Raw genomic sequence first — 23,621 nt, 5'->3', positions numbered from 1 at the left:
CACTGCCAGCGGCGCGGCGGCGGACCGCCGCGCCGGCATGGATCAGTTGTCTTCCAGTTCCATGTTGATGGCCAGCGAGCGGATTTCCTTCACGAGCACGTTGAAGGATTCCGGCATGCCCGCGACCATCTCGTGCTCGCCGTCGACGATGTTCTTGTACATCTGGTTGCGGCCCTGCACGTCATCGGACTTCACCGTCAGCATTTCCTGCAGGGTGTAGGCCGCGCCGTAGGCTTCCAGCGCCCAGACTTCCATTTCACCGAAGCGCTGGCCGCCGAACTGCGCCTTGCCGCCCAGCGGCTGCTGGGTGACGAGCGAGTACGGACCGGTCGAACGGGCGTGCATCTTGTCGTCGACCAGGTGGTTCAGCTTCAGGTAGTGCATGTAACCGACGGTGGTATGGCGGTCGAAGGCTTCACCGGTGCGGCCGTCGTACAGCTGGGTCTGGCCACTGCTCGGCAGGTCGGCCAGTTCCAGCATGCGCTTGATTTCCGCTTCGGTGGCGCCGTCGAACACCGGGGTGGCCATCGGCACGCCGTCGGTCAGGTTGCGGGCCAGGCGCAGCAGCTCCTCGTCGCTGAACTGCGACAGGTCGACACGGTTGGCCACGTTGGTGTCGTCGTGGTTGTAGATGTCGTCCAGGAACTTGCGCAGGTCGGCGACCGCCGCCTGGGCTTCCAGCATCGCCTGGATCTTGCGACCCAGACCCTTGGCGGCCCAGCCCAGGTGCACTTCCAGGATCTGGCCGATGTTCATACGCGACGGCACGCCCAGCGGGTTCAGCACGATGTCCACGGTCTCGCCCGAGGCCATGTACGGCATGTCCTCGACCGGCACCACGTTGGACACCACACCCTTGTTGCCGTGGCGGCCTGCCATCTTGTCACCCGGCTGGATGCGGCGCTTCACCGCCAGGAACACCTTGACCATCTTCAGCACGCCCGGGGCGAGGTCGTCGCCCGCGGTGATCTTGCCGCGCTTGTCGGCGAAGCGACGCTCGAATTCCTTCTCGTGCGCCTGGATCTGCTTCTGGGCGCGCTCGATGGCTTCCGAGGCGTCCTCGTCCTTCATGCGCAGGGCGAACCAGTCAGACTTCTTCAGGCCGTCGAGGAAGGCGTCGGTGATCACGTCACCCTTCTTCAGGCCAGCACCACCATTGACCACCTTGCCCACGATCTGCGAACGCAGACGCATGTAGATGGCCGCTTCCAGGATGCGGAACTGGTCATCGAAGTCCTTCTTGACGCGCTTGATTTCGGACTCTTCGATCTGGCGCGCGCGCTTGTCCTTCTCGATGCCGTCGCGGGTGAAGACCTGCACGTCGATGACGGTGCCGTCCATGCCCGGCGGAACGCGCAGCGAGCTGTCCTTAACGTCCGAAGCCTTCTCGCCGAAGATCGCGCGCAGCAGCTTCTCTTCCGGGGTCAGCTGGCTTTCGCCCTTCGGGGTGACCTTGCCGACCAGGATGTCGCCAGCGCGCACTTCTGCACCGATGTACACCACGCCGCTCTCGTCCAGGCGGTTCAGCGCCTGCTCGGAGACGTTCGGGATGTCGGCGGAGATTTCCTCCGGCCCCAGCTTGGTGTCACGCGCGACGCAGGTCAGCTCTTCGATGTGGATCGTGGTGTAGCGATCCTCTTCCACCACGCGCTCGGAGAGCAGGATGGAGTCTTCGAAGTTGTAGCCGTTCCACGGCATGAACGCGATCAGCATGTTCTGGCCCAGGGCCAGCTCGCCGATGTCGGTGGACGGACCGTCGGCCAGCACGTCGCCGCGGGCGATGACGTCACCCACCTGGACCAGCGGACGCTGGTTGATGCAGGTGTTCTGGTTCGACCGGGTGTACTTGACCAGGTTGTAGATGTCCACGCCGGCGTCGGTGGCGCCAACGATCTCTTCCTCGTTGACCTTGACCACGATGCGGGCCGCGTCGATCTGCACGATCTCACCACCACGACGGGCGTTCACGGTCACACCCGAGTCACGCGCCACGGCGCGCTCGATGCCGGTGCCGACCAGCGGCTTCTGCGAACGCAGGGTCGGCACGGCCTGACGCTGCATGTTGGCGCCCATCAGTGCGCGGTTCGCGTCATCGTGCTCCAGGAACGGAACCAGCGCGGCCGCGATAGAGACGGTCTGCATCGGCGAAACGTCCATGAAGTGGACTTCCGCCGGCGGCTTCAGCAGCGATTCGCCCTGGAAGCGGCACGGAACGAACTGCTCGGTCAGGGTGCCCTTGGCGTCGGTCAGCGCGTTGGCCTGCGCAATGACGTACTCGTTCTCTTCAATGGCCGACAGGAACTCGACTTCGTCATAGACCTTGCCGTCCACGACCTTGCGGTACGGGGTCTCGAGGAAACCGTACTTGTTGGTGCGGGCGTACACGGCCAGCGAGTTGATCAGGCCGATGTTCGGGCCTTCCGGGGTTTCGATGGTGCAGACGCGGCCGTAATGGGTCGGGTGCACGTCGCGCACTTCGAAGCCGGCGCGCTCACGGGTCAGGCCGCCCGGGCCCAGGGCCGAGACGCGACGCTTGTGGGTCACTTCCGACAGCGGGTTGTTCTGGTCCATGAACTGCGACAGCTGCGAGGAGCCGAAGAACTCCTTGATGGCAGCGGCGACCGGCTTGGCGTTGATCAGTTCCTGCGGGGTCAGGCCTTCCGACTCGGCCATCGACAGGCGCTCCTTGACCGCACGCTCGACGCGGACCAGGCCGACGCGGAACACGTTCTCGGCCATTTCGCCGACCGAACGCACGCGACGGTTGCCCAGGTGATCGATGTCGTCGACCACGCCGCGACCGTTGCGGATCTCGGTCAGGACCTTGATCACGTCCAGGATGTCGGAGCTTTCGCCGTGGGCAGCGACCAGGCGCTTGGACTCTTCGTCGTTGCGCTCGCCGAAGTACTTGCTGTCGTACAGCACGGCTTCGCCGGTGGTTTCCTTGCGGCCCACGCGACGGTTGAACTTCATGCGGCCGACCGCGGACAGGTCGTAGCGCTCGAAGGTGAAGAACAGGTTGTGGAACAGGTTCTGCGCGGCATCCTTGGTCGGCGGCTCGCCCGGACGCATCATGCGGTAGATCTCGACCAGGGCTTCCAGCTGGGTCTTGGTCGGGTCGATACGCAGGGTGTTGGACAGGTACGGGCCACGATCCAGGTCGTTCACCCACAGGGTGCCCACGGCATCCACACCGGCCTTGCGGAAGGCCTGCAGCTGCTCGTCCGTGATCTCGTCGTTGGCCTGGGCCAGCAGTTCGCCGGTCGAGGCATCGACCACGTCGTGCGACAGGATGCGGCCGACGATGTAGTCGTCCGGCACGGCCAGGGCGGCAATGCCCGAGGCTTCCAGCTGCTTGATGTGACGCGCGGTGATGCGCTTGCCGGCTTCCACGATGACCTTGTCGCCGTCGGCGAGGTCGAAGCCCAGGGTCTCGCCACGCAGGCGCTCCGGCACCAGCTCCAGCTGGACGCCTTCATCCGGGTTGATGTGGAAGGTGTTGATCTCGAAGAACTCGGCCAGCATCTCTTCGTTGCTGTAGCCGAGCGCGCGCAGCAGGATCGACACCGGCAGCTTGCGGCGGCGGTCGATACGGGTGAACAGCGCGTCCTTCGGGTCGAACTCGAAGTCCAGCCAGGAGCCGCGGTAGGGAATGATGCGGGCGCTGTACAGCAGCTTGCCCGAGCTGTGGGTCTTGCCACGGTCGTGGTCGAAGAACACGCCCGGCGAGCGGTGCAGCTGGGAGACGATGACGCGCTCGGTGCCGTTGACGATGAAGGTGCCGTTCTCGGTCATCAGCGGGATTTCGCCCAGATAGACCTCCTGCTCCTTCACGTACTTGATGGCCTTTGTCGACGACTCACGGTCGTAGATCACCAGGCGCACGGTCACGCGCAGCGGGGCGCCGTAGCTCATGCCGCGCTGGCGGCACTCACGCTCGTCGAAGACCGGTTCGCCCAGCTTGTAGCCGACGTATTCCAGGGCAGCGTTGCCGCTGTAGCTGGCGATCGGGAAGACCGACTTCAGCGCAGCGTGCAGGCCGTGGTCCGTGCGCTTGGCCGGATCGACGTTTTCCTGCAGGAATTCACGATAGGAATCCACCTGGATGGCGAGCAGGAACGGCACTTCGAGAATCGAGCGCTGCTTGCCGAAATCCTTGCGGATACGCTTTTTTTCGGTGAACGAATAGGACGTCATGAGGTCTTCCACCTTGTTGTGCGGATCGTGCGCCCACGATCCGAAGGGAACTTGAAATTGTCAGTTGGAAGTCGCTGGTATTGCCGGCACCAGCACGCCTTCTCCCGCTACTTCCAACTGCCAACTCGTCTGCTACCACTCCCCCGCTGCCGCGCTCGGCGCTGGCCTGCCGGGGTTTGACTGCAGCCCGTGTTGGGCTTTTTCCTGCTTTTTTTCACATCCACGCATGGCGCGGATCTACAACACCGCAACAACGACCAAAGGCCGGGGGCTTACGCCCCCAGCCTTGGCTGCATCGCCGCGAATCGGTGACGATGCAAGGTAACTGCTTACTTGACTTCGACAGTCGCGCCAGCAGCTTCCAGGTCCTTCTTCATCTTCTCGGCTTCTTCCTTCGAAGCGTTGTCCTTCAGGACGCCGCCGGCTTCGGCCAGGTCCTTCGCTTCCTTCAGGCCCAGGCCGGTGATGGCGCGGACGGCCTTGATGACTTCGACCTTCTTCTCGCCGGCAGTCTTCAGGGTGACGACGAATTCGGTCTGCTCTTCAACAGCAGCAGCCGGGCCAGCGGCAGCAGCCACGGCAACCGGAGCAGCGGCGGAGACGCCGAACTTCTCTTCGATGGCCTTGACCAGCTCCATCACTTCCATCAGGGACTTCTCGGCGATGGCGTCGACGATCTGTTCGTTGGTAAGGGACATGATTAATACCTTTGGATGATTTTCTGGATTGAGGTTCCGTCAGGAACCACGGTAAGTCGAAACTCAGGCGGTCTCGGCGGCCGGCTCGGCAGCGTCAGCGGCGACATCGCCACCCCCCTGCTTCTCGCCAACGGCCTTGATGGCGCGGGCAAACATCGTGACCGGCTCGGTCAGGACGCGGGCCAGCATGGCCAGGGCCTGGTCGCGGGTCGGCAGCGATGCCAGCACGTCGACGTGGCTCGCCGGGAACACTTCACCACCGATGGCGACGACCTTAGCCTTCAGCTTGTCGTTGCCCTTGGCGGCTTCCTTGATCAGGCGACCGGCAGCGCCGGGCTCCTCGAGCGAGAACGCGTACAGCAGCGGACCAACCATCTGGTCCTGGGCGACTGCGAACTCGGTGCCTTCAACGGCGCGCGAAGCCAGGGTGTTCTTGACAACCTTCAAGAAAACACCGGTTTCACGAGCCTGCTTGCGCATCGCGGTCATCTGGGCGACCGTGGTGCCAGCGTATTCGGCTGCGATCAAGGAGTGGGCCTTGGCGGCGACGTCTGCCAGCTCGGCGACTACTTCTTGCTTCTGGGACAGATTGAGAGCCATTGCACTCCTCCTATTGAACTCCGCTTACGGCTCCTGCCGTGTGCGGTCCTGTGCGGCATCCATCCTGGACGCCGGGAACATCGGGATGATGTTCCGGGGGTGGGCCGTTCTAGACCTGGAGTGGGCCAACCTGGGAAACCCAGACGTGCGTGAACCAGAAAAACTCCAGAAGGGCACCATCTACGCAGGGTGATTCCGGGGAATCGATTAAGCGCTCCTGACTGCTCCGGCGGCGACTCCTTGCCAGATCGAGCTTCCATGCCCGTCGCCGGTATTGCCACGACCGCGCCTGCGGTCTTTGACGGCTACCGCGGGCGATGCACTGCCAGCGATGCCTTCAAATGTCACGGTCACGGCACCCGGGGCACCGTGACCGCTTGAAACAATTACTTCAGGGTCAGCGACGACTGGTCGACGGTGACGCCCGGGCCCATCGTCGAGCTGACCGAAACCTTCTGCAGGTAGGTGCCCTTCGAGGTGGCCGGCTTGGCCTTGATCAGGTCCAGCAGCAGCGCGGTCAGGTTCGACTTCAGCGCGTCTTCGGCGAAGTCGGCCTTGCCGATGGTGCAGTGGATGATGCCGGCCTTGTCGGTGCGGTAACGGACCTGACCCGACTTGGCGTTCTTCACGGCTTCACCCGGGTTCGGGGAAACGGTGCCGACCTTCGGGTTCGGCATCAGGCCGCGCGGGCCCAGCACGGTGCCCAGCTTACCGACGACGCGCATGGCGTCCGGGGTCGCGATGACGACATCGTAGTTCAGATCGCCGGCCTGCATCTTCTCGGCCAGGTCATCCATACCGACGGCGTCGGCGCCAGCAGCCAGGGCTTCGTCAGCCTTGGCACCGGCCGGAGCGAACACGGCGACGCGGACCGACTTGCCGGTACCGGCCGGCAGCACGGTGGAGCCACGGACCTGCTGGTCGGACTTCTTCGCATCGACGCCCAGGCGCACGGCGACGTCGATCGACTCGACGAACTTGGCCTTGGTGGCGGTCTTCAGGATGTTGATCGCGTCCTCGAAGGCGTATGCCTTGCCCGGAACGACGGCGGCCTTGATGGCCTTCTCACGCTTGGTCTGTGCCATCTTATTAACCCTCCACCACGAGGCCCATGGAACGGGCAGAGCCAGCGATGGTACGCACGGCGGCGTCCAGGTCGGCGGCAGTCAGATCCGGTTCCTTCGCCTTGGCGATCTCTTCCAGCTGCTTACGGGTGACCTTGCCGACCTTCTCGGTGTTCGGGCGCTTGGAGCCCGACGAGATGCCAGCGGCCTTCTTCAGCAGGGTGGTAGCCGGGGTGCTCTTGGTGATGAAGGTGAACGTACGGTCCGAGTAGGCCGTGATGATCACCGGAACCGGCAGACCCGGCTCGAGCTTCTGCGTGGCAGCGTTGAACGCCTTGCAGAATTCCATGATGTTCAGGCCACGCTGACCCAGCGCAGGACCGACCGGCGGCGAGGGGTTGGCCTGACCGGCCTTCACCTGCAGCTTGATGTAACCGACAACTTTCTTTGCCATGTGAGTGCTCTCCGGGTGCTAGCGCCTTTCGACAACAGGCTCCCCATCGGACCGGGAATCACGCGTCCCGGCATCGCGTTTTGAAATCATGCTGAAGGCCACCTTGCGGCGGCCTCGTCCTGCTGGCTTTCCCAGCGGGGAGCCGCGCACTATAACAGGTTTTTTTCTTCACATGCCTGAAGCAGCAGGTAAACGAACGGAACCGGGCCAGGCCCGGTTCCCTTTGGAGAGTCGAGCCTTGCCCGACTACCGCACCGTCCATACCCCGGAGCCGAGCATGGCTCGACTCGACAGCACAGGTCAGACGGCCTTTTCGACCTGGCCGAACTCGAGCTCGACCGGAGTGGCACGACCGAAGATCAGCACCGAGACGCGCAGACGGCTCTTCTCGTAGTTGACTTCTTCGACGACGCCATTGAAATCGTTGAACGGACCGTCGGTGACGCGAACCATCTGGCCCGGCTCGAACAGCACCTTCGGACGCGGCTTCTCGACACCCTCCTGAACGCGATTCAGGATGGCCTCGGCCTCGGAATCGGCGATCGGCAGCGGGCGATCAGCGGTGCCGCCGATGAAGCCCATGACCCGCGGGGTTTCCTTGACCAGATGCCAGCTTTCGTTGTCGATGCGCGGAATGCCGGCTTCCTCGTGGGTCTCGATCTGGACCAGCACGTAACCCGGGAAGAACTTGCGCTCGGAACGGCGCTTCTGGCCGGCGCGCATCTCGACCACTTCCTCGGTCGGGACCAGGACGTCGCCGAAGCGCTCTTCCATGCCATCACGGACGATGCGATCGCGCAGAGCCTGCGCCACCGACTTCTCGAAGCCCGAATAGGCGTGAACGACGTACCAACGCTTCATGCAATTCTCCTTAGCGGCTCAGGAACCACTGAGTCAGTTTCTGGATCAGGAAGTCGAAGCCACCCAGCAGCAGGCTGAGGATGAGCACCACGACGATCACGACCCAGGTCATGCGGACGGCTTCCTGGCGCGTCGGCCAGACCACCTTGCGCAGTTCGAAGCGCGACTCGGAGAGGAATTCGCGGGTGTCGCGCCCCTTGCCGGTCAGCATGAACACGCCGATACCGCCAACCAGACCGACCACGACCGCCAATGCACGCAACTGACCCGCCCACGCACCCAGCTGGGCGGCGCGACCGGAGTCCGCGGAGAACCAGAACCAGACGAACAGACCGGCCAGCACCAGCAGCGATGCGGCGACATACTTGACGATATCTCCACCGTTGGCGGAGTTGTCCTTGGAGTGTTCGATCTTGCTATTCATCCGGCTGTGTCTGCTTTAGCGGGCCAGGCCGCTGGATAAGGTGGGCAGATGGCACGCCAGGAGGGACTCGAACCCCCAACCTGCGGTTTTGGAGACCGCTGCTCTGCCAATTGAGCTACTGGCGTACGTTGAAAACTTGCCTTCCCTTAGACGGCGAAGGCGGACCGAGGTTCCCGGCCCGCCATTCGCGTAACCGGCGGCGCTATGCAACCACCGGTACTGCAGGCTTACTCGATGATCTTCGAGACCACGCCGGCGCCGACGGTACGGCCGCCTTCGCGGATGGCGAAGCGCAGACCTTCGTCCATGGCCACCGGGTTGATCAGGGTGACTTCCATCTTGACGTTGTCACCCGGCATCACCATTTCGACGCCTTCCGGCAGCTTGGCGGCGCCGGTGATGTCGGTGGTGCGGAAGTAGAACTGCGGACGGTAGCCGTTGAAGAACGGGGTGTGGCGGCCGCCCTCGTCCTTCGACAGCACGTACACTTCGCCTTCGAACTTGGTGTGCGGCTTGATCGTGCCCGGCTTGGCCAGCACCTGGCCACGCTCGACGTCGTCACGCTTGGTGCCGCGCAGCAGCAGGCCAGCGTTGTCGCCTGCCTGACCCTGGTCCAGCAGCTTGCGGAACATTTCAACGCCGGTCACGGTGGTCTTCTGCACCGGACGGATGCCGACGATTTCGATTTCGTCGCCAACCTTGATCACGCCGCGCTCGATACGACCGGTCACCACGGTGCCGCGGCCCGAGATCGAGAACACGTCTTCCACCGGCATCAGGAACGGCTTGTCGATCGCACGCTCCGGCTCCGGAATCCAGCTGTCCAGCGCGTCGACCAGCTTCAGGATGGCCGGCACGCCGATGTCGCTCTGGTCGCCTTCCAGCGCCAGACGGGCCGAACCGGCGATGATCGGGGTGTCGTCGCCCGGGAACTCGTACTTGCTCAGCAGCTCGCGCACTTCCATCTCGACCAGCTCGAGCAGCTCGGCGTCGTCCACCATGTCGGCCTTGTTCAGGAACACGACGATGTACGGCACGCCGACCTGGCGCGACAGCAGGATGTGCTCACGGGTCTGCGGCATCGGGCCGTCAGCGGCCGAGCACACCAGGATCGCGCCGTCCATCTGGGCGGCACCGGTGATCATGTTCTTGACGTAGTCAGCGTGGCCCGGGCAGTCAACGTGGGCGTAGTGACGGGTCGGGGATTCGTATTCGACGTGCGCGGTCGAGATCGTGATGCCACGCGCCTTTTCTTCCGGCGCGGCGTCGATCGAGGAGTAGTCCTTGAACTCGCCACCGAAGCGCTCGGCACCGATCTTGGTCAGTGCGGCGGTCAGCGTGGTCTTGCCGTGGTCGACGTGACCGATGGTGCCGACGTTGACGTGCGGCTTGGTGCGCTCGAACTTACCCTTGGCCATGGCTGCTTATCTCGAATTCGTCTGAGAGGTGATGCTTAAGATGGTGCTCACGAAAGGAATCGAACCTTCGACCTCTTCCTTACCAAGGAAGTGCTCTACCGACTGAGCTACGTGAGCCGAGTTTTGCATTATGACATGAACTCGATAATATTCAAAGTTCATTCAATGGAGCGGGAGACGGGAATCGAACCCGCACCATCAGCTTGGAAGGCTGAGGTTCTACCATTGAACTACTCCCGCGCCGGGAATGTCACAACGTGAAACTGGTGGAGGGAGGTGGATTCGAACCACCGAAGGCGTAAGCCAGCAGATTTACAGTCTGCCCCCGTTGGCCGCTTGGGTATCCCTCCTTACCACCCCAACCCGTTGCCGCCGAAGCGTTGCGGTGTGTGGTGGTGAGCCGCTTATTCTGCTGATCAGGCGGGGGGCTGTCAACGCTTTTTTCCATCTTTTTCACACGTTGTCGCAAACCCATTGATACGCAAGGTTATTGCCCAGGGACCGACAGGGTCTCGCTGGCGAAAATTGCGACATGGGGGACGCCATCGGCGCCGATCCAGCCCCGATACATGCCCCGGGTGTTGAACGGCATGGCCATTTTTCCGTCTGCGGCAAGCACGATCGCGCCGCCGTCGCCGCCCATCTTCGGAATCATCTCGTTGATCACGCCCCTGCCGGCCTGCTCCGGCGTCTGCCGCTGGTAGCGCATGCGCGCACAGATCTCGTGCGCGGCCGCAGTCCGGATGTAGTACTCGCCCCAGCCGGTGCCCGATACCGCGCAGCCCGCGTCGGCCCAGGTACCGGCGCCGATGATCGGCGAATCACCCACACGGCCATAGCGCTTGTTGGTCATGCCACCGGTGGAGGTGCCGGCGGCAAGCTGCCCCTGCGCATCCAAGGCAACCGCGCCCACCGTGCCGAAGTGCCTTGCGGTCTCCAGGTCGGCGTGCGCCTGGCCACTGGCCTCTTCCTTCAATGCGCGCTGCAGTTGCTGCCAGCGCTTGTCGGTACGGAAGTAGGATGGATCGACAAGGCCGATGCCCTGCTCCACCGCGAATGCCTCGGCACCCTGCCCGACCATCATCACGTGCCTGGACTTCTGCATCACGGCCTGGGCCAGCAGGATCGGGTTGCGCACCCGCTGCACGCCGGCCACCGCACCTGCAGCCAGGGTGGCGCCATCCATCACTGCGGCATCCAGTTCGTTGTGGCCGTCATGGGTGAACACCGCGCCCTTGCCGGCGTTGAAGGTCGGATCGTCCTCCAGCACGGTGATTGCCGCAGTGACGGCTGCAAGCGCCGGGCGACCGGCCGCCAGTTCGGCATGGCCCTTCAGCAGCGCCGCGCGCAACGCGTCGCGCGCAGCCTTCTCTTCAGCCGGCGACAGGTCCTTGCGCTCGACACCGGCGCCGCCGTGGATGACCAGCAACGGCGAGGCGGCCGGGGCGGCCTGGGCAAGCAACGGCAGGGACAGCAGCGCGGACAGCACCAGGCGCAGTTTCATCGGGTAATCTCCAGCAGGTGTAGTGAATGGATTGCACCGGCAGTGCCGGCCGCTGGCCGGCACCGGTCGCATCAGGAAGGTGGGTTGCCGGCCAGCGGCCGGTACTACCGAAGCGTGAACTCAATCTCGCCGTCGCTGACGTCGGCCACGGCCTGGTAATCGGCCTCGGCCTGGAAATCATCCAGCCGCATGCGGCTGCCGCTGGCGACCACCGTCACCGGCACCGCATGGAAGCGCAGCGGCTCGCCCTCCACCAGGCGGTCGGCGTCGCGGCCGGGGCTGACCACCCAGACCTTGCCTTCGCCATCTGCGCTGTAGACCTGGGCCCGGCCATCGGGCTCAACGCACAGGGCGGTGTCCTCATCGACGCCGATGCCGACGATGTCAGGGTCGCCGCTGTCCTGGGCGGCACGTGCCACGAACACGATCAGGCGACCGAGCCGGTCACGCTTGTCGAAATGGGTGTCGGTGACCACGCGCTGCAGGTAGGGCATCTGCAGGAAGCCGCTGTCCAGGGTCACGGCACTGCCCATCGGGTCGGCCAGCGCACCGGCCGAGGTGATGCTGCCGCCATCCATGGCGCCATAGGCATAGCCGCCGAGGATGGCCAGGCCAGCGCTGGTACCGGCAAGCGGCTTGCCGGCGCGCACATGGGCGTTGAGTGCACGGTTGAGTGCGGTGCCCTTCCAGAAGCGGATATAGCGGGACTGGTCGCCGCCGGCAATGAAGATGGCATCGGCCGCCGCGACCACGCGCAGCACCGCCGGATCATCGGCACCGCGGCGGCTGTCGAAGACCAGGGTCTGCACTGCGGTAGTGCCGCCGATCTCGCGGTACAGGCGGTCCTGCAGTTCGTCGCCACCGGAGGCGCGCAGAATCAGCACACGGCCATTGCCGGCCTGCTTCAGCCACCACTGGAAGGCCTCCGGCACCCACTCGCCACCGCCCATCAGCATCATGGCGGGCGCGCGCGGACCGGGACGCGGGGATTCCAGATCGCCGATTTCGTAATAGGCGAAGCCGGGGCCCTGCAGGTCCTGCGCGGGCGTGGCCAATGGCCAGGCCAGCACCAGCAGCGCCAGCCAGGCGAAGGGGCCAGGCAGGATCCGGTCGAGGCGTCGCATCTTGATCTCCCTGAACAAAATCGACTTGCAAGCGTTTTCACTCTTTGCCAGATAGGGGCCCAGTAGTCAAGGACATGAAAAAGGCGTTAAATGCGCGCGCCCATTCCGGAAGTCTGAATGGGGGACAGGGCCCCTCCTCTGCGGGCCGGCTTCATTTCCGAGAATTCCTCATGCGTAGACAGGCGATGGCGTGGTCGATCCAGCTGGCGTTGATGGGCGTGGCTGCTTCCGCGGCGGCCCAGGCACCGGCTTCCTCTTCGGTGCAACAACTGGACGCGGTGCAGGTCACCGGCTCGCGCATTCCGCGCGCCCAGGTGGAAGGCCCCGCTCCGATCACGGTGATCAATGCCGAGCAGATCCGCTCCAGTGGCTTCACCACCGTGCCGGACGTGCTGCGTGCAATGACCCAGAACGGCGGTGAGACGCAGAGCCAGCAGTCTTCCAGTGGCGCCGACTTCTCGCCGGGCGCCCAGCAGGTGGACCTGCGCGGCCTGGGCCCGAACCACACGCTGGTGCTGGTCAATGGTCGGCGTATTGCCGATTTCCCGATGCCGTTCAAGGGCCGCAGCAACTTCACCGATGTCTCCAACATCCCGCTGGGCATGATCGAGCGCATCGAAGTGCTGACCGGCAGCGCCTCGGCCATCTACGGCTCGGACGCGATCGCCGGCGTGGTCAACTTCATCCTGAAGAAGAAGGCCGACGGCACCACCATCGACATGCGCATGGGCACCACCACCGAAGGCGGCGGCGAGTCGTTCGACATGAGCCTGGCCAGCGGTTTCAGCCGTGGCAACTTCAACGCCGTGTACAGCGTCGAGCTGCAGTCGCAGACCCCGCTGTGGGCCTATGACCGTGACATCCAGGACTCGACCCGGGATGGCCCCACCGAGGGTTCGCGCATCGCGCGCCGTGCATATCTGCGCACCGACTACAACGATGACTACCTGGACCCGGGCGCCGCCACCTGCGAAGCGCTGTCCGGCCAGAACCAAGGCAGCACCTATCGTGCCTACCGCCCGAAGTATGGCTACTACTGCGGCAGCGACAGCTCGATCGGCTACGGCACCATCCTCAGCAAGCGCCGCGGTGCCAACGGCTACGCGTCGCTGAGCTACGACTTCGACAATGGCCAGCAGTGGTTCGCCGACGCGCAGCTCGGCTACCACACGATGTCGCTGATGCGCGACGTCACCCAGTGGGGCCGCATGGATGCCAACGGTGATGAGTCGGGCTACTTCAACAACGAAGCCACTGGCGAGATCGAGTTCTGGCAGCGCCAGTTCTCGCCCGAGGAAATGGGTGGCCTGCGCAACGCCATGGTGCGCAGCACGCAGAAGACCTTCAGCGTGACCACCGGCTTCAAGGGCAACCTGATTGGCAACTGGGATTACGAAGCGGCGTTGAGCCATTCGCAGTACCAGTCGCGCATCAGCTGGGCACAGATCATTGCCGCCAAGGCCAACGACCTGTTCCTCGGCCCGCAGCTGGGCGTGGATGACGACGGTTTCCCGGTCTACAACGCCGATCCGTCACGGCTGTACCGTCCACTGACCCGCGCCGAGTACGACTCGATCGCCGCGCGTACCACCTACACTCCGAAGTCGCGCACGGAGACTGCCGCCTTCACCCTGACCAACTCGGCCCTGTTCGCTCTGCCGGGGGGCGACGCCGGGTTTGCCGCGACCGTGGAAGTGGGCCAGCAGGCCTATTCGCTGAACCCCGATCCGCTGGCGACCGGGTACTACTACTACAGCTGGAAGGATTCGGACGGCAAGGGTTCGCGCAACCGCTGGGCGGCGGCTGCGGAGCTGCGCATGCCGCTGCACGACACGGTCAACCTGAGCATGGCGGGCCGCTACGACCAGTACCGCTATTCCGGACACAGCATCGGCAAGGCGACCTGGAGCGGCGGCCTGGAATGGCGCCCGATCGATACCCTGCTGGTGCGCGGCTCCTACGGCACCGCATTCCGTGCACCGGACCTGCACTATGTGTTTGCCGGACCGGGCAACGACGAGACCAGCGCCGAGGATCTGTACACCTGCCGCCTTGAGGAAGCCAGCGACTGTTCCGATTACGAGCGCAACCTGATCCGCAGTCGCACCGGCAACCGCCAGCTCGACCCGGAAACCAGCACCTCGTGGAGCGCCGGCATCGTCTGGTCGCCGGCGATCGGCCTGGACCTGTCGGTGGACTGGTTCGACATCGACATGCGCAACCAGGTGCAGGACATGGACGTGCGCACGCTCCTGGCCAACGAAGCAAACTGCCGCCTGGGCAGCGCCGACATCAATTCGCCGACCTGCGTGGACGCGCTCGCCCGCATCACCCGCAGCAACGACGGACGCCTGTATGGCGTGCACGTGGAGCCGATCAACGTCGCCCGCGAATCCACCTCCGGCATCGACGTCGGCCTGCGCTATCGCCTGCAGACGGGCATCGGCGATTTCATCTTCAACGGCACGCACACCTGGGTGAAGAAGCATGATTTCCAGCGCTACCCCGGCGACCGCACCGAAGACCAGTTCGCGGTCAACAGTGGCTTCGACATTCCGCGCACCAAGACTAGCCTGAGCGTGACCTGGGAGAAGGATGCGTGGTCGGCAACGGTGTACGGCTCGCGCCTGGGCAAGCTGCCGACCTCGGACAGCTACGACCAGGTGTTCGACTGGGATAGCGGCGACAGCCCGTACGTGACGGCGACCTATCGCTACAACGCCTCGCTGCAGTACCGCTTCGACGACCACTCGCGCCTGTCGCTGTCGGTGGTCAATGTGTTCAACAAGATGCCGCCGAAGGACCGTACGTACACCGCTTACCCGTACTACGACGTGTCCTGGTTCGACAGTGTCGGCCGCACGATCAACCTGCAGTACACCCACAAGTTCGGTGGCAGCGCACTGTAAGTGCCTGGCCAGCGCCGATACAGGGGACCCCCGCTTTGGCGGGGGTTCTCTTTTCCGCCGCCTGAACGGTACCCACGCGCAGGCTCCGGCCTGACCGGCCAGCGGGGGATTTTAGGAAACAGCTGATTCCGCGCCATCAGCGCCGCTCCCTAGCATCGTTGCATGCTCCGCTTTCCCCGCCCTTCGCTGCAGCAGGCCGTGCCATCAACCACCGCGTCGGTGTTGCTGCGCTGCCTGACCGTCTGCGTCTTCATCTGCCTGGCCGCCGCGGCCGGATTCTACCTGCTCACGGCATTCACCGAAGACATCTCGACCCATCGCCGCGAGATGAATGCAGCGGCCTACAAGGCACAGATCTATTTCGACCAGCGCGAAGCCCTGCTGCGCTACCTGGGTGATTCGGTGCTGGCCGGCAACCCGGATGCACCAGCCGCAGACAGCGAGGGCGTGCGACAGCTGCCGCTGGATGGTCCCGGTGGCCAGCCGGGCCAGCGGCTGCTGCTGTCAGCGCGCGCTGAGCACACGCTGCAGGCACTGCAGACGCACCTGCTGCTGATCGATGCACACGGCGCGCATTGGCTGGCCGGGGGCGAGGTCGACGTCGACCTGGTGCACCTGCCATCGCTGCGTGCGCTGCAGGCACGCAGCGGCAGCCTCGAGGGTGCAGACCCGGTGTACTGGCTGCGGCCGGGTGACAGTGGCGTTGCGCTGGCGCAGCCGGTACAGGCGGGCCCCCAACCGGCGCAGTGGCTGGTGCTGCTGCTCGATGGCGCGGCGGCGGCGAGCATGATCGACGGCCAGGGCATTGGCGGTTATGCGCTGCTCGACCGTGCTGGGCAGCCTGCATTGTCCAGCCAGGCACCGCGGCTGGATGGTGCGGGCTGGAAGACCCTGCGGGAGCGCCAGGACGACAGCTTCGGCACGTTGTGGAGCGGCGGCCTGCCGCGCGGCGTAGCGCTGGTGAAAAGTGTCGGCAATGACGGCTGGCGGTTGGTCTACCACCTGCCGCCACAGCTGCTGCTGGGCGACCTGGCCGTGCCCCTGCTGGCCTGCGTGCTCTTGCTGCTGCTGGCCGGTGTTGCGCTGCGCCTGATACGGCATCGCGTGGAGCTCCAGCTGATCGAGCCGGCCCTGCAGCAGCACCGCCGCCTGCTGGAGAACCTGGACTTCAGTTCGACGGTGATCGACATGGCACCGGTCGGCATCTGCGTCCTGCGCCGCAGCGACCGCGCGTTGCTGCTCTCCAACCAGCTGCTGCGCGACTGGCTCGGCGAAGAAGGCGAACACAGCGACTGGCAGGCACCATGGCGCGGACATGCCGGCGAACGCGGGCGTGGACTTGAATTCACCGCCCGCGATGGGCGCCAGCTGCAGGTGCTGCACGCGGCCTGCCGCTACCAGGGCGATGACGTGCTGCTATGCGTCTTCCATGATATTTCCCGGCACCGCCAGGCACAGGCCGCACTGTCGTCGGCACGCCAGGCCGCCGATGCGGCCAACCAGGCCAAGAGCGCGTTCCTGGCCACCATGAGCCATGAGATCCGCACCCCGCTGTATGGCGTGCTGGGCACGCTGGAGCTGCTGGGGCACACCTCGCTGGACGCCCGGCAGTCGCAGTACCTGCGCACCATCGAGAGTTCCTCGTCGGTCCTGCTGCAGTTGATCAGCGATGTGCTGGATGTTTCCAAGATCGAGTCAGGCCAGCTCAGCCTGGAGCCGACGGCATTCTCGCCGCGCGAGCTGACCGAGAGCGTGCTGCGCAGCTTCGCCGCGTCGGCCACCTGCAAGGGCCTGCAGATCCTGGTCTGTACCGATCCGAGCCTGCCGACACGGGTGCTCGGTGATGCCGACCGCATCCGCCAGGTGCTGGGCAACCTGCTCAGCAATGCAATCAAGTTCACCGAGCATGGCCGGGTGGTATTGCGCGTGCGCCAGGTGCAGCGCGAAGCTGAATCGAGCGTGCTGGCCTGGCAGGTGACCGATACCGGCGTGGGCATCGCTGCGGAGGAACAGGCGCGGTTGTTCGAACCGTTCCGCCAGGTCCGCGGCGCAGCCAGCGCGCAGGGCACCGGCCTGGGCCTGTCCATCAGCGACCACCTGGTACGCCTGATGAGCGGCGAGCTGCAGGTGGTGAGCGAACCCGGGCTGGGCAGCAGCTTCAGCGTCCGCCTGCCGTTGCCGGTGCTGGCCGCTGCCGAGGATGGCCCCACACTACTGCCGGAACCACCGATCCTGGTGCGCGGCCGCGACCGCGAACTGGTCGACAGTGCCTGTGGCTGGCTGTGTCGCTGGGGCGCCAACGCGCAGCCCCTGCTTGGCGACCCGGCGTTGCTGGACCATGACGGTGCGATCCTGATGGATGGCGAAGCCGGGATGCCGCTGGCCTGGTCGGGCCCGCGCGTGGTGGCTTCGATCGAGGGCGGTGACCAGCCGATCACTGCCGGTGATGGCAGCCTGGTGGTGACCCTGCACAGCATGACCGCGATCGGCAAGGCGCTGGCCAGCGTGCAGCACCAGCGTGCAGCGCAGCCGGTGGCCACGCGTACGGCACCACCGATGCCTCTGGGCCTGCGTGTGCTGGCCGTCGAGGACAACCCGATCAACCGGGTGATCCTGGCCGAGCAGCTGCGCACCCTCGGCTGCGACGTGGAGCTGGCACAGGATGGCATGGAAGCGCTGCAGCGGTGCCGCGAGCAGTGCTTCGATCTGGTGGTGACCGACATCAACATGCCGCGCATGGACGGCCACGCGCTGGCCCGCCAGCTGCGCGATGACGGCAACCCGGTACCGGTGATCGGCGCCACCGCCAATGCCACCGCCGAAGAGCGCGAGCGCTGCCTGGCCAGTGGCATGCAGGGCTACCTCAGCAAACCCGTCGACATCGCCCGCCTGCGCAAGGCGCTCACCACCCTGCGCCAAGGAGACCCCGCATGACCCAGCGCGTCCTGATCCTGGAAGACCAGCCCTTCCAGCGTGGTTTCCTGGCCAATCTGTTCGGCAGCCGCGCCGGTGTCCAGGTCGATGCCTGCGAAGACGTGGATGCCGCCATCGCACTGTGTGCCTGCCAGCCCTACGACCTGGTGGTCAGTGACCTGCTGATGCCCGGGCAGGACGGCATCCAGTTCATCCAGGCACTGGCGGCGCAACCACGCCCGCCGCGCCTTGCCGTGGTCAGCGCGGCCCCGCGGCGGATGATGACCTCGGCACGGCTGATGGCCGAATCGCTGGGGCTGGATGTGATCGGCCTGCTGCCCAAGCCGGTGGCGGCCGCCGACGTGGACGCGCTGTTCGAGGCGCTGGCGCAGGCGCGCCCGGCCACCGACAAGGCCCCCTCACTCGCGGCAGCGGCAGTCCCCGAACCGGATGCGTCGCAGCTGCGCCAGGCGATGGCCGATGGCAGCCTGACGGCGTGGTTCCAACCCAAGAAGTCACTGCAGTCCGGACGGGTGGTGGCGGCCGAAGCACTGGTGCGCTGGCGCCACCCGCAGCTGGGCACGCTGGCCGCCGGCAGCTTCCTGCCGGCGATCTGCCGCTACGGGCTGGAGGGCGACCTGCTGCGGATGATGCTCAAGGCCAGCATCAGCGCACAGGCGCGTTGGCGCAAGCAGGGCTTCCGGGTACCGGTGTCGATCAACCTGCCGCCTCATCTGCTGGAGCAGTCGGACCTGCCCGATGAGCTGCTGGCGCTGACCCTGGCCCACGGCGGGACGCCCGGCGAGTTGTGCTTCGAACTGATGGAGAACAGCACCACGCGGCACGTCAGCGACTTCTATGCCGGTGTCTGCCGGCTGCGCATGAAGGGCTTCGGCTTGGCCCAGGATGATTTCGGGCAGGGCCTGAGCTCGGTCCACAACCTGGTCAATACCCCCTTCACCGAGGTCAAGATCGACCGCGCGCTGGTCAGTGGCTGCGCCCGTGACCCGGCCCTGCACCTGACCCTGTCGACGGTGATCGCACTGGCCAACCAGCTGGGCCTGATCATCGTGGCTGAGGGCGTGGAAAGTGATGCCGACCTGGCCGCACTGCGGCAGCTGGGGTGCAGCCAGGTGCAGGGGTTCCTGATCTCGCAGGCGCTGCCGTCGGACGAATTCAACCGTTTGCTGGACGAGGAAGCACCGCAACTGGACGAAAGACCGCGGGCCGCCCTGCGCTGACGCGGATTCCACGACGGCTTCACAAAAACATCAAGCGGCATTGATGATCCTGTCTATGCAGTAGCGGCGGACTTCGCGCCGCCACCGGTGCCGATGTCCGCCCCATGCCCTGAGACCTGCCATGCCGGCCGAGGCCGCTCCTGTACGCCGACTCGCTCGCCGCTCGCTCCGCGTCCATGCCCTGTTGATCGGCGTGGTGGTGCTGGCGACCCTGCAGGCCGGACTGCTGCTGTCGGCCGGCTCGCAACTGTTGAACGAAGAGCGCAGCAAGATCGAGTACCACTTCCGCCGCCTGGACGGCACGTTGCGCGAGCAGGAGCGCTTCCTGCGCCAGTGGCGGCTGCATGATGTCGGCGTACGAGGCCAGCCGGTTGCCGATGCCAGCGTGGAACTGCAACGCGGTCCGTTGTATGCCAACTTCGCGGTGATCGGGAGCGAGGGGGCCGGTCGTTCGCCACCGACCGAGCTGGGCGACCGGTTCCTGCGCTTCTACGGCACGTTCTGGTCCGCTTCGCGCTACCCACCACCGCAATGCCTGCTGGTCGATGGCCAGGGCACACGCGGGCTGCTGGCACCGGTACAGACCGTCGGTACCGATGCAAGCCAGAACAGCCCGCATCACCTGCGACCGGCGATCGCCGACATCCACCGCGCACTGGGTACGCGGCCCACGCTGCAGCGCGGCGGCATCGCCTGGGTAAGCGTGCCGTGGCGCGACCGGCAGACCTGGCTGCTCGCCATCGCCCACGCTCCGCAGGATGCGCGCCTGTGGGGGGAGGACGGCAAGGATTCGCAGGCCGCGCTGGCGTGCCTGCTCGATCCGGCACGCGTCGATGACTACCGGCAGGTGCTGGGTGTTCCGGTGTTCCAACGGCTGTCGCTGTTCGATGCCGATGGCCAGCGCCTGCTGGGCGATGCTGCAGATGCCAGCAACGCTGGCACCTCCTGGCAGGCAGGCCTGGGAGGCCTGCAGTTCCGCATGCGCAGCGAGCGCGGCTGGCTGGCGGTCTACCACGTCAGCTGGCGGCAGGTATTCCAGCACCCGCAGGGGCCGCTGCTCGGTGCGACGGTGGTGGCCCTGCTGCTGGCACTGGGTGGCACGCTGGTGCTGCGCGCGTATCGGCGTTCGGTCATCGAGCCGCTGCGCAGCAACCACGCGCGGCTGCTGGAAAGCGAAGCCTTCAGCCGCACCATCCTGGACAACGCGCCGATCGGGCTGTGCCTGCTGCACCGTACCGATGGCAATGTGCTGCTGGACAACACCCTCGCCCGCCGCTGGCTGGGCGAAGACCACCACAGCGGAGGCTGGCATGGCCCTTGGCGGCGCAGCGTGCTGTCCGCTGGAGGCACCACGCTCGGCGATGGGCTGGCCTACACCACGCCCGAAGGCCGCCACCTGCTGGTGACCGCGACGCCGGCGCGCTATCGCGGCGAGCCGGCGGTGCTGTGTCTGTTCATCGATCTCAGCAGCCAGCACGAAGCCGAGCAGGTGCTGCAGCAGGCGCGCCGTGCCGCCGACCAGGCCAACCGGGCCAAGAGCCAGTTCCTGGCCACCATGAGCCACGAGATCCGCACGCCGCTGTACGGCGTGCTCGGCACCCTCGAACTGCTCGGACTCACGCCACTGGATGCGCGTCAGCGGGACTACCTGGGGACGATCCAGCGTTCGTCCTCGACGCTGATGCAACTGATCAGCGACATCCTCGATGTCAGCAAGGCCGAGGCCGGGCAACTGAGCCTGGAACCCAGCCCGTTCGATCCAGTGCATCTGACCGAGGATGCGCTCGACTCGTATGCTGCCGCGGCCGCCAGCAAAGGGCTGCAGTTCTACGCCTGCATCGATGCCGACGTGCCGTCCGTGGTGTGCGGTGATGCGGCACGGATCCGCCAGATACTCAACAACCTGATCAGCAACGCGCTGAAGTTCACTGACAGCGGACGCGTGGTGGTGCGCGTCTCGGCACGCTGGCAAGAGCAGCGCTGCTGGCTGCAGTGGCAGGTCGCCGATACCGGCATCGGCATTGCCAGCGAGCACCAGGCACACCTGTTCGAGCCGTTCTTCCAGGCCAACCCGGGCACCGATGCGATGCGCGGCACCGGCCTGGGCCTTTCCATCTGCGCGCATCTTGTGGCGTTGATGGAAGGCCAGCTGCGCGTGGTCAGCGAGAGCGGCCTGGGCAGCAGCTTCAGCGTAGAACTGCCGCTGCCCCCGGCGCCGGCCGATCCGCAGCAATCTCCTGCGCCGCAGTTGCCTGCGGGCCTGCAGGTACAGGTGCGGGGTGGTGTGCGCGAGCTGGTCCAATCACTGTGCGACCGCCTGCAGCAGCGCGGTGCACTGGCCAGCGTGTACCGCGATGAAAGCGCGGCGGGCTTGCCGTCGTCCACCGTGCTGCTCGACCTGGTCCTGGGCGACGCGTTGCCCGGGTGGGTGGATGGACCGCGTGCGGTTGCCTGCCGCGACGGCGGCGTGCGGCCACGGCAGATCGATGGCGCCTGGCAGGTTGGCCTGCACCGGTTCGACGCGATCGTGCTCGCGTTGGCTGCCGCCAGTGGCCAGCCGCTGGCGGCCAGCGCCGAAGGGCGCCTGCCGGCGACGCGCCGTTTCGGCCTGCAGGTGCTGGTGGCCGAGGACAACCCGATCAACCAGGCGATCCTGCGCGACCAGCTGGAACAGCTCGGCTGCCGCGCCGTGGTCGCCAGCGACGGCAATGAAGCGTTGGGCTACTGGCAGCAGGACGAGTTCGCGCTGGTGCTGACCGACCTGAACATGCCCGGGCTGGATGGCTATGGCCTGGCGCGCGCCTTGCGGGCGCGCGGTGTCAGCGTGCCGATCCACGGCGCCACCGCCAATGCCGACCCGGCCGAACGCCAGCGCTGCCAGGAATCGGGCATGCAGGGCGTGCTGGTCAAGCCGATCACGCTGGAAGCGCTGCAACGCCTGCTGATCGGGATAACCCGGGGCGACGCAACGGTTCCCGCGCCATCGCAAGCACCGGAATCCACCGATACGGGCGATGATGATCTCACGCTGCAGGTTCCCGCGAGGATGCAGGCGTTGTTCGTGCAGACCATGCAGGCCGACCTGGACAGCCTGCGCCAGTCGATTGCCAGCGCCGATCCCGCGCGCGTGGTGCAGGTACTGCATCGCATCCGTGGCGCACTGGTCATCGTGGGCGCACCCGCCCTGGTGGACAGCGGCCTGCAGATCGAGCACAGCCTTGCGAGCGGCGATGACCTGACCACCCAGGCGGCGTCGCTTGCCCACTTCCAGCGACGCCTCGAACAGCTGTTGCATCCGCTGCTTGATGCGGCCTCCCCTTCCCCACCTGACGACCCGACCCTGCCATGACCACACGGATCCTCATCGCCGACGACCACCCGATCGTGCTTGCCGGCATCCGCGACGTATTGGCCGGGGAACTGGACCTGGACGTGGTGGGTGAGGCGGCCGACCCGGCGACGCTGATCGAACTGATGACCCGCACCCGCCCACAGGTCGTGATCACCGACTACAGCATGCCGGGGGGCGACCGCTTCGGTGACGGCATCAAGCTGATCTCGTTCCTGCGCCGCAGCTTCCCGGAGACGCGCCTGCTGGTGCTGACGATGGTGTCCAATCCGTCGTTGGTTGCAGCGATGTATGCCGCCGGCGCCGGCGGCGTCGTGCTCAAGAGCCATGGATTGGGCAGCCTGGTACAGGCCCTGCGCGTGGTGCTGGCCGACCGCGTCTACCGGCCACCGGGCCTGCTGCCGGTCGCGGCGAGCGAACCAGCCGATGCCGATGCGGTCCGTGCACGCCTGTCGCCGCGCGAACTGGAAGTGATCCGGCTGTTTACCGGCGGCATGAGCGTGGGCGACATCGCACGCCAGCTGCAGCGCAGCGCCAAGACGGTCAGCACGCAGAAGATCAGTGCGATGCGCAAGCTCGGCGTGGACAGTGACCAGGCACTGATCGAGTACTGCCTGCAGGCCTCGTTGTTCGCCTGAGGCCCACTCCAGGCTGAATCCTGCGGGCCCCGTACGAGGGCCTGCGACGGCTTTAGGAAACGCCTGATTCCATAGGACAGTGCCGATTTCTAGGCTGGACGCATCCCGCCATGGTGCGCCTGCCGGCAGCAACCGCGTCGCCGTGGGGGACGGAAGCCCGATGGCGCCTGCAGCTGCTATCGCGTGTGGCTTCCGCAGCGACGCGGCCCTGCCGCGCCAGTCCGCGC

The 23,621-nt window shown here is 65.8% G+C and carries 15 protein-coding genes and 4 tRNA genes; 5 read left to right on the top strand and 14 right to left on the bottom strand.

The window, feature by feature from the left end; all coding sequences use genetic code 11:
- Window positions 1-42: 42 nt before the first annotated feature.
- The 14 genes from rpoB to ACS0OT_RS03610 form a co-directional block, all read right to left on the bottom strand.
- The gene (gene rpoB, locus ACS0OT_RS03675; RefSeq protein ID WP_005415409.1) at window positions 43-4,197 is read right to left on the bottom strand and encodes a DNA-directed RNA polymerase subunit beta; all 4,155 of its coding nucleotides are present in this window, start codon (window positions 4,195-4,197) and stop codon (window positions 43-45) included.
- Window positions 4,198-4,526: 329 nt separating this feature from the next.
- On the bottom strand, window positions 4,527-4,895 hold the full coding sequence (gene rplL, locus ACS0OT_RS03670) for a 50S ribosomal protein L7/L12 (protein ID WP_005415408.1): 369 nt from the start codon (window positions 4,893-4,895) through the stop codon (window positions 4,527-4,529).
- 63 nt (window positions 4,896-4,958) lie between these two features.
- Window positions 4,959-5,495, bottom strand: a complete 537-nt coding sequence (gene rplJ, locus ACS0OT_RS03665) for a 50S ribosomal protein L10 (protein WP_005408203.1) — start codon at window positions 5,493-5,495, stop codon at window positions 4,959-4,961.
- 386 nt (window positions 5,496-5,881) lie between these two features.
- Window positions 5,882-6,580, bottom strand: coding sequence for a 50S ribosomal protein L1 (rplA, locus tag ACS0OT_RS03660; protein WP_005415407.1), 699 nt, complete (start codon window positions 6,578-6,580; stop codon window positions 5,882-5,884).
- Between the two features lie 4 nt (window positions 6,581-6,584).
- Window positions 6,585-7,013: a 50S ribosomal protein L11 gene (gene rplK / locus ACS0OT_RS03655; RefSeq protein WP_004145248.1), complete on the bottom strand. Its 429-nt coding sequence runs from the start codon at window positions 7,011-7,013 to the stop codon at window positions 6,585-6,587.
- 300 nt (window positions 7,014-7,313) lie between these two features.
- Window positions 7,314-7,874, bottom strand: coding sequence for a transcription termination/antitermination protein NusG (gene nusG, locus ACS0OT_RS03650; protein WP_004154362.1), 561 nt, complete (start codon window positions 7,872-7,874; stop codon window positions 7,314-7,316).
- 10 nt (window positions 7,875-7,884) lie between these two features.
- Window positions 7,885-8,298 carry a preprotein translocase subunit SecE gene (secE, locus tag ACS0OT_RS03645; protein WP_004145202.1) on the bottom strand — a complete coding sequence of 138 codons (414 nt, stop codon included), beginning with the start codon at window positions 8,296-8,298 and terminating at the stop codon, window positions 7,885-7,887.
- A 49-nt stretch (window positions 8,299-8,347) separates the two neighbouring features.
- Window positions 8,348-8,423 (bottom strand) — tRNA-Trp (locus tag ACS0OT_RS03640).
- Between the two features lie 102 nt (window positions 8,424-8,525).
- Window positions 8,526-9,716, bottom strand: a complete 1,191-nt coding sequence (gene tuf, locus ACS0OT_RS03635; protein WP_065178958.1) for an elongation factor Tu — start codon at window positions 9,714-9,716, stop codon at window positions 8,526-8,528.
- 41 nt (window positions 9,717-9,757) lie between these two features.
- Window positions 9,758-9,833, bottom strand: a tRNA-Thr gene (locus ACS0OT_RS03630).
- A gap of 49 nt (window positions 9,834-9,882) precedes the next feature.
- Window positions 9,883-9,956: transfer RNA gene (locus ACS0OT_RS03625), tRNA-Gly, on the bottom strand.
- A gap of 24 nt (window positions 9,957-9,980) precedes the next feature.
- Window positions 9,981-10,066 (bottom strand) — tRNA-Tyr (locus tag ACS0OT_RS03620).
- A gap of 137 nt (window positions 10,067-10,203) precedes the next feature.
- Window positions 10,204-11,220 carry an isoaspartyl peptidase/L-asparaginase family protein gene (locus tag ACS0OT_RS03615; RefSeq protein WP_139726761.1) on the bottom strand — a complete coding sequence of 339 codons (1,017 nt, stop codon included), beginning with the start codon at window positions 11,218-11,220 and terminating at the stop codon, window positions 10,204-10,206.
- Window positions 11,221-11,324: 104 nt separating this feature from the next.
- Window positions 11,325-12,344 (bottom strand): cyanophycinase, encoded by a 1,020-nt coding sequence (locus tag ACS0OT_RS03610; protein ID WP_139726760.1) that lies wholly within the window; start codon window positions 12,342-12,344, stop codon window positions 11,325-11,327.
- Between the two features lie 170 nt (window positions 12,345-12,514).
- On the opposite strand from ACS0OT_RS03610, the gene ACS0OT_RS03605 reads away from it, so the two are divergent.
- The 5 genes from ACS0OT_RS03605 to ACS0OT_RS03585 all read left to right on the top strand — a co-directional run bounded on the left by ACS0OT_RS03605 (window position 12,515) and on the right by ACS0OT_RS03585 (window position 23,394).
- Window positions 12,515-15,253 carry a TonB-dependent receptor plug domain-containing protein gene (locus ACS0OT_RS03605; protein ID WP_353089351.1) on the top strand — a complete coding sequence of 913 codons (2,739 nt, stop codon included), beginning with the start codon at window positions 12,515-12,517 and terminating at the stop codon, window positions 15,251-15,253.
- Between the two features lie 162 nt (window positions 15,254-15,415).
- Window positions 15,416-18,187, top strand: a complete 2,772-nt coding sequence (locus ACS0OT_RS03600; RefSeq protein WP_442256041.1) for a response regulator — start codon at window positions 15,416-15,418, stop codon at window positions 18,185-18,187.
- Complete coding sequence (locus ACS0OT_RS03595; RefSeq protein ID WP_442256040.1) at window positions 18,184-19,407, top strand: EAL domain-containing response regulator; 1,224 nt, start codon at window positions 18,184-18,186, stop codon at window positions 19,405-19,407. Before ACS0OT_RS03600 ends, ACS0OT_RS03595 begins: the two co-directional genes overlap by 4 nt.
- Window positions 19,408-19,528: 121 nt before the next feature.
- Window positions 19,529-22,756 (top strand): hybrid sensor histidine kinase/response regulator, encoded by a 3,228-nt coding sequence (locus ACS0OT_RS03590; protein WP_262220283.1) that lies wholly within the window; start codon window positions 19,529-19,531, stop codon window positions 22,754-22,756.
- Complete coding sequence (locus tag ACS0OT_RS03585) at window positions 22,753-23,394, top strand: response regulator (protein ID WP_049416983.1); 642 nt, start codon at window positions 22,753-22,755, stop codon at window positions 23,392-23,394. The genes ACS0OT_RS03590 and ACS0OT_RS03585 overlap by 4 nt, the downstream gene beginning before the upstream one ends.
- The last annotated feature ends 227 nt before the right edge of the window (window positions 23,395-23,621 follow it).

The sequence above is a fragment of the Stenotrophomonas maltophilia group sp. RY12688 genome, assembly GCF_052149045.1.
Taxonomy (GTDB): domain Bacteria; phylum Pseudomonadota; class Gammaproteobacteria; order Xanthomonadales; family Xanthomonadaceae; genus Stenotrophomonas; species Stenotrophomonas sepilia.
The sequence above is the reverse complement of the archived record's forward strand: the minus strand, read 5'-3'. Positions and strand labels throughout refer to the sequence as shown.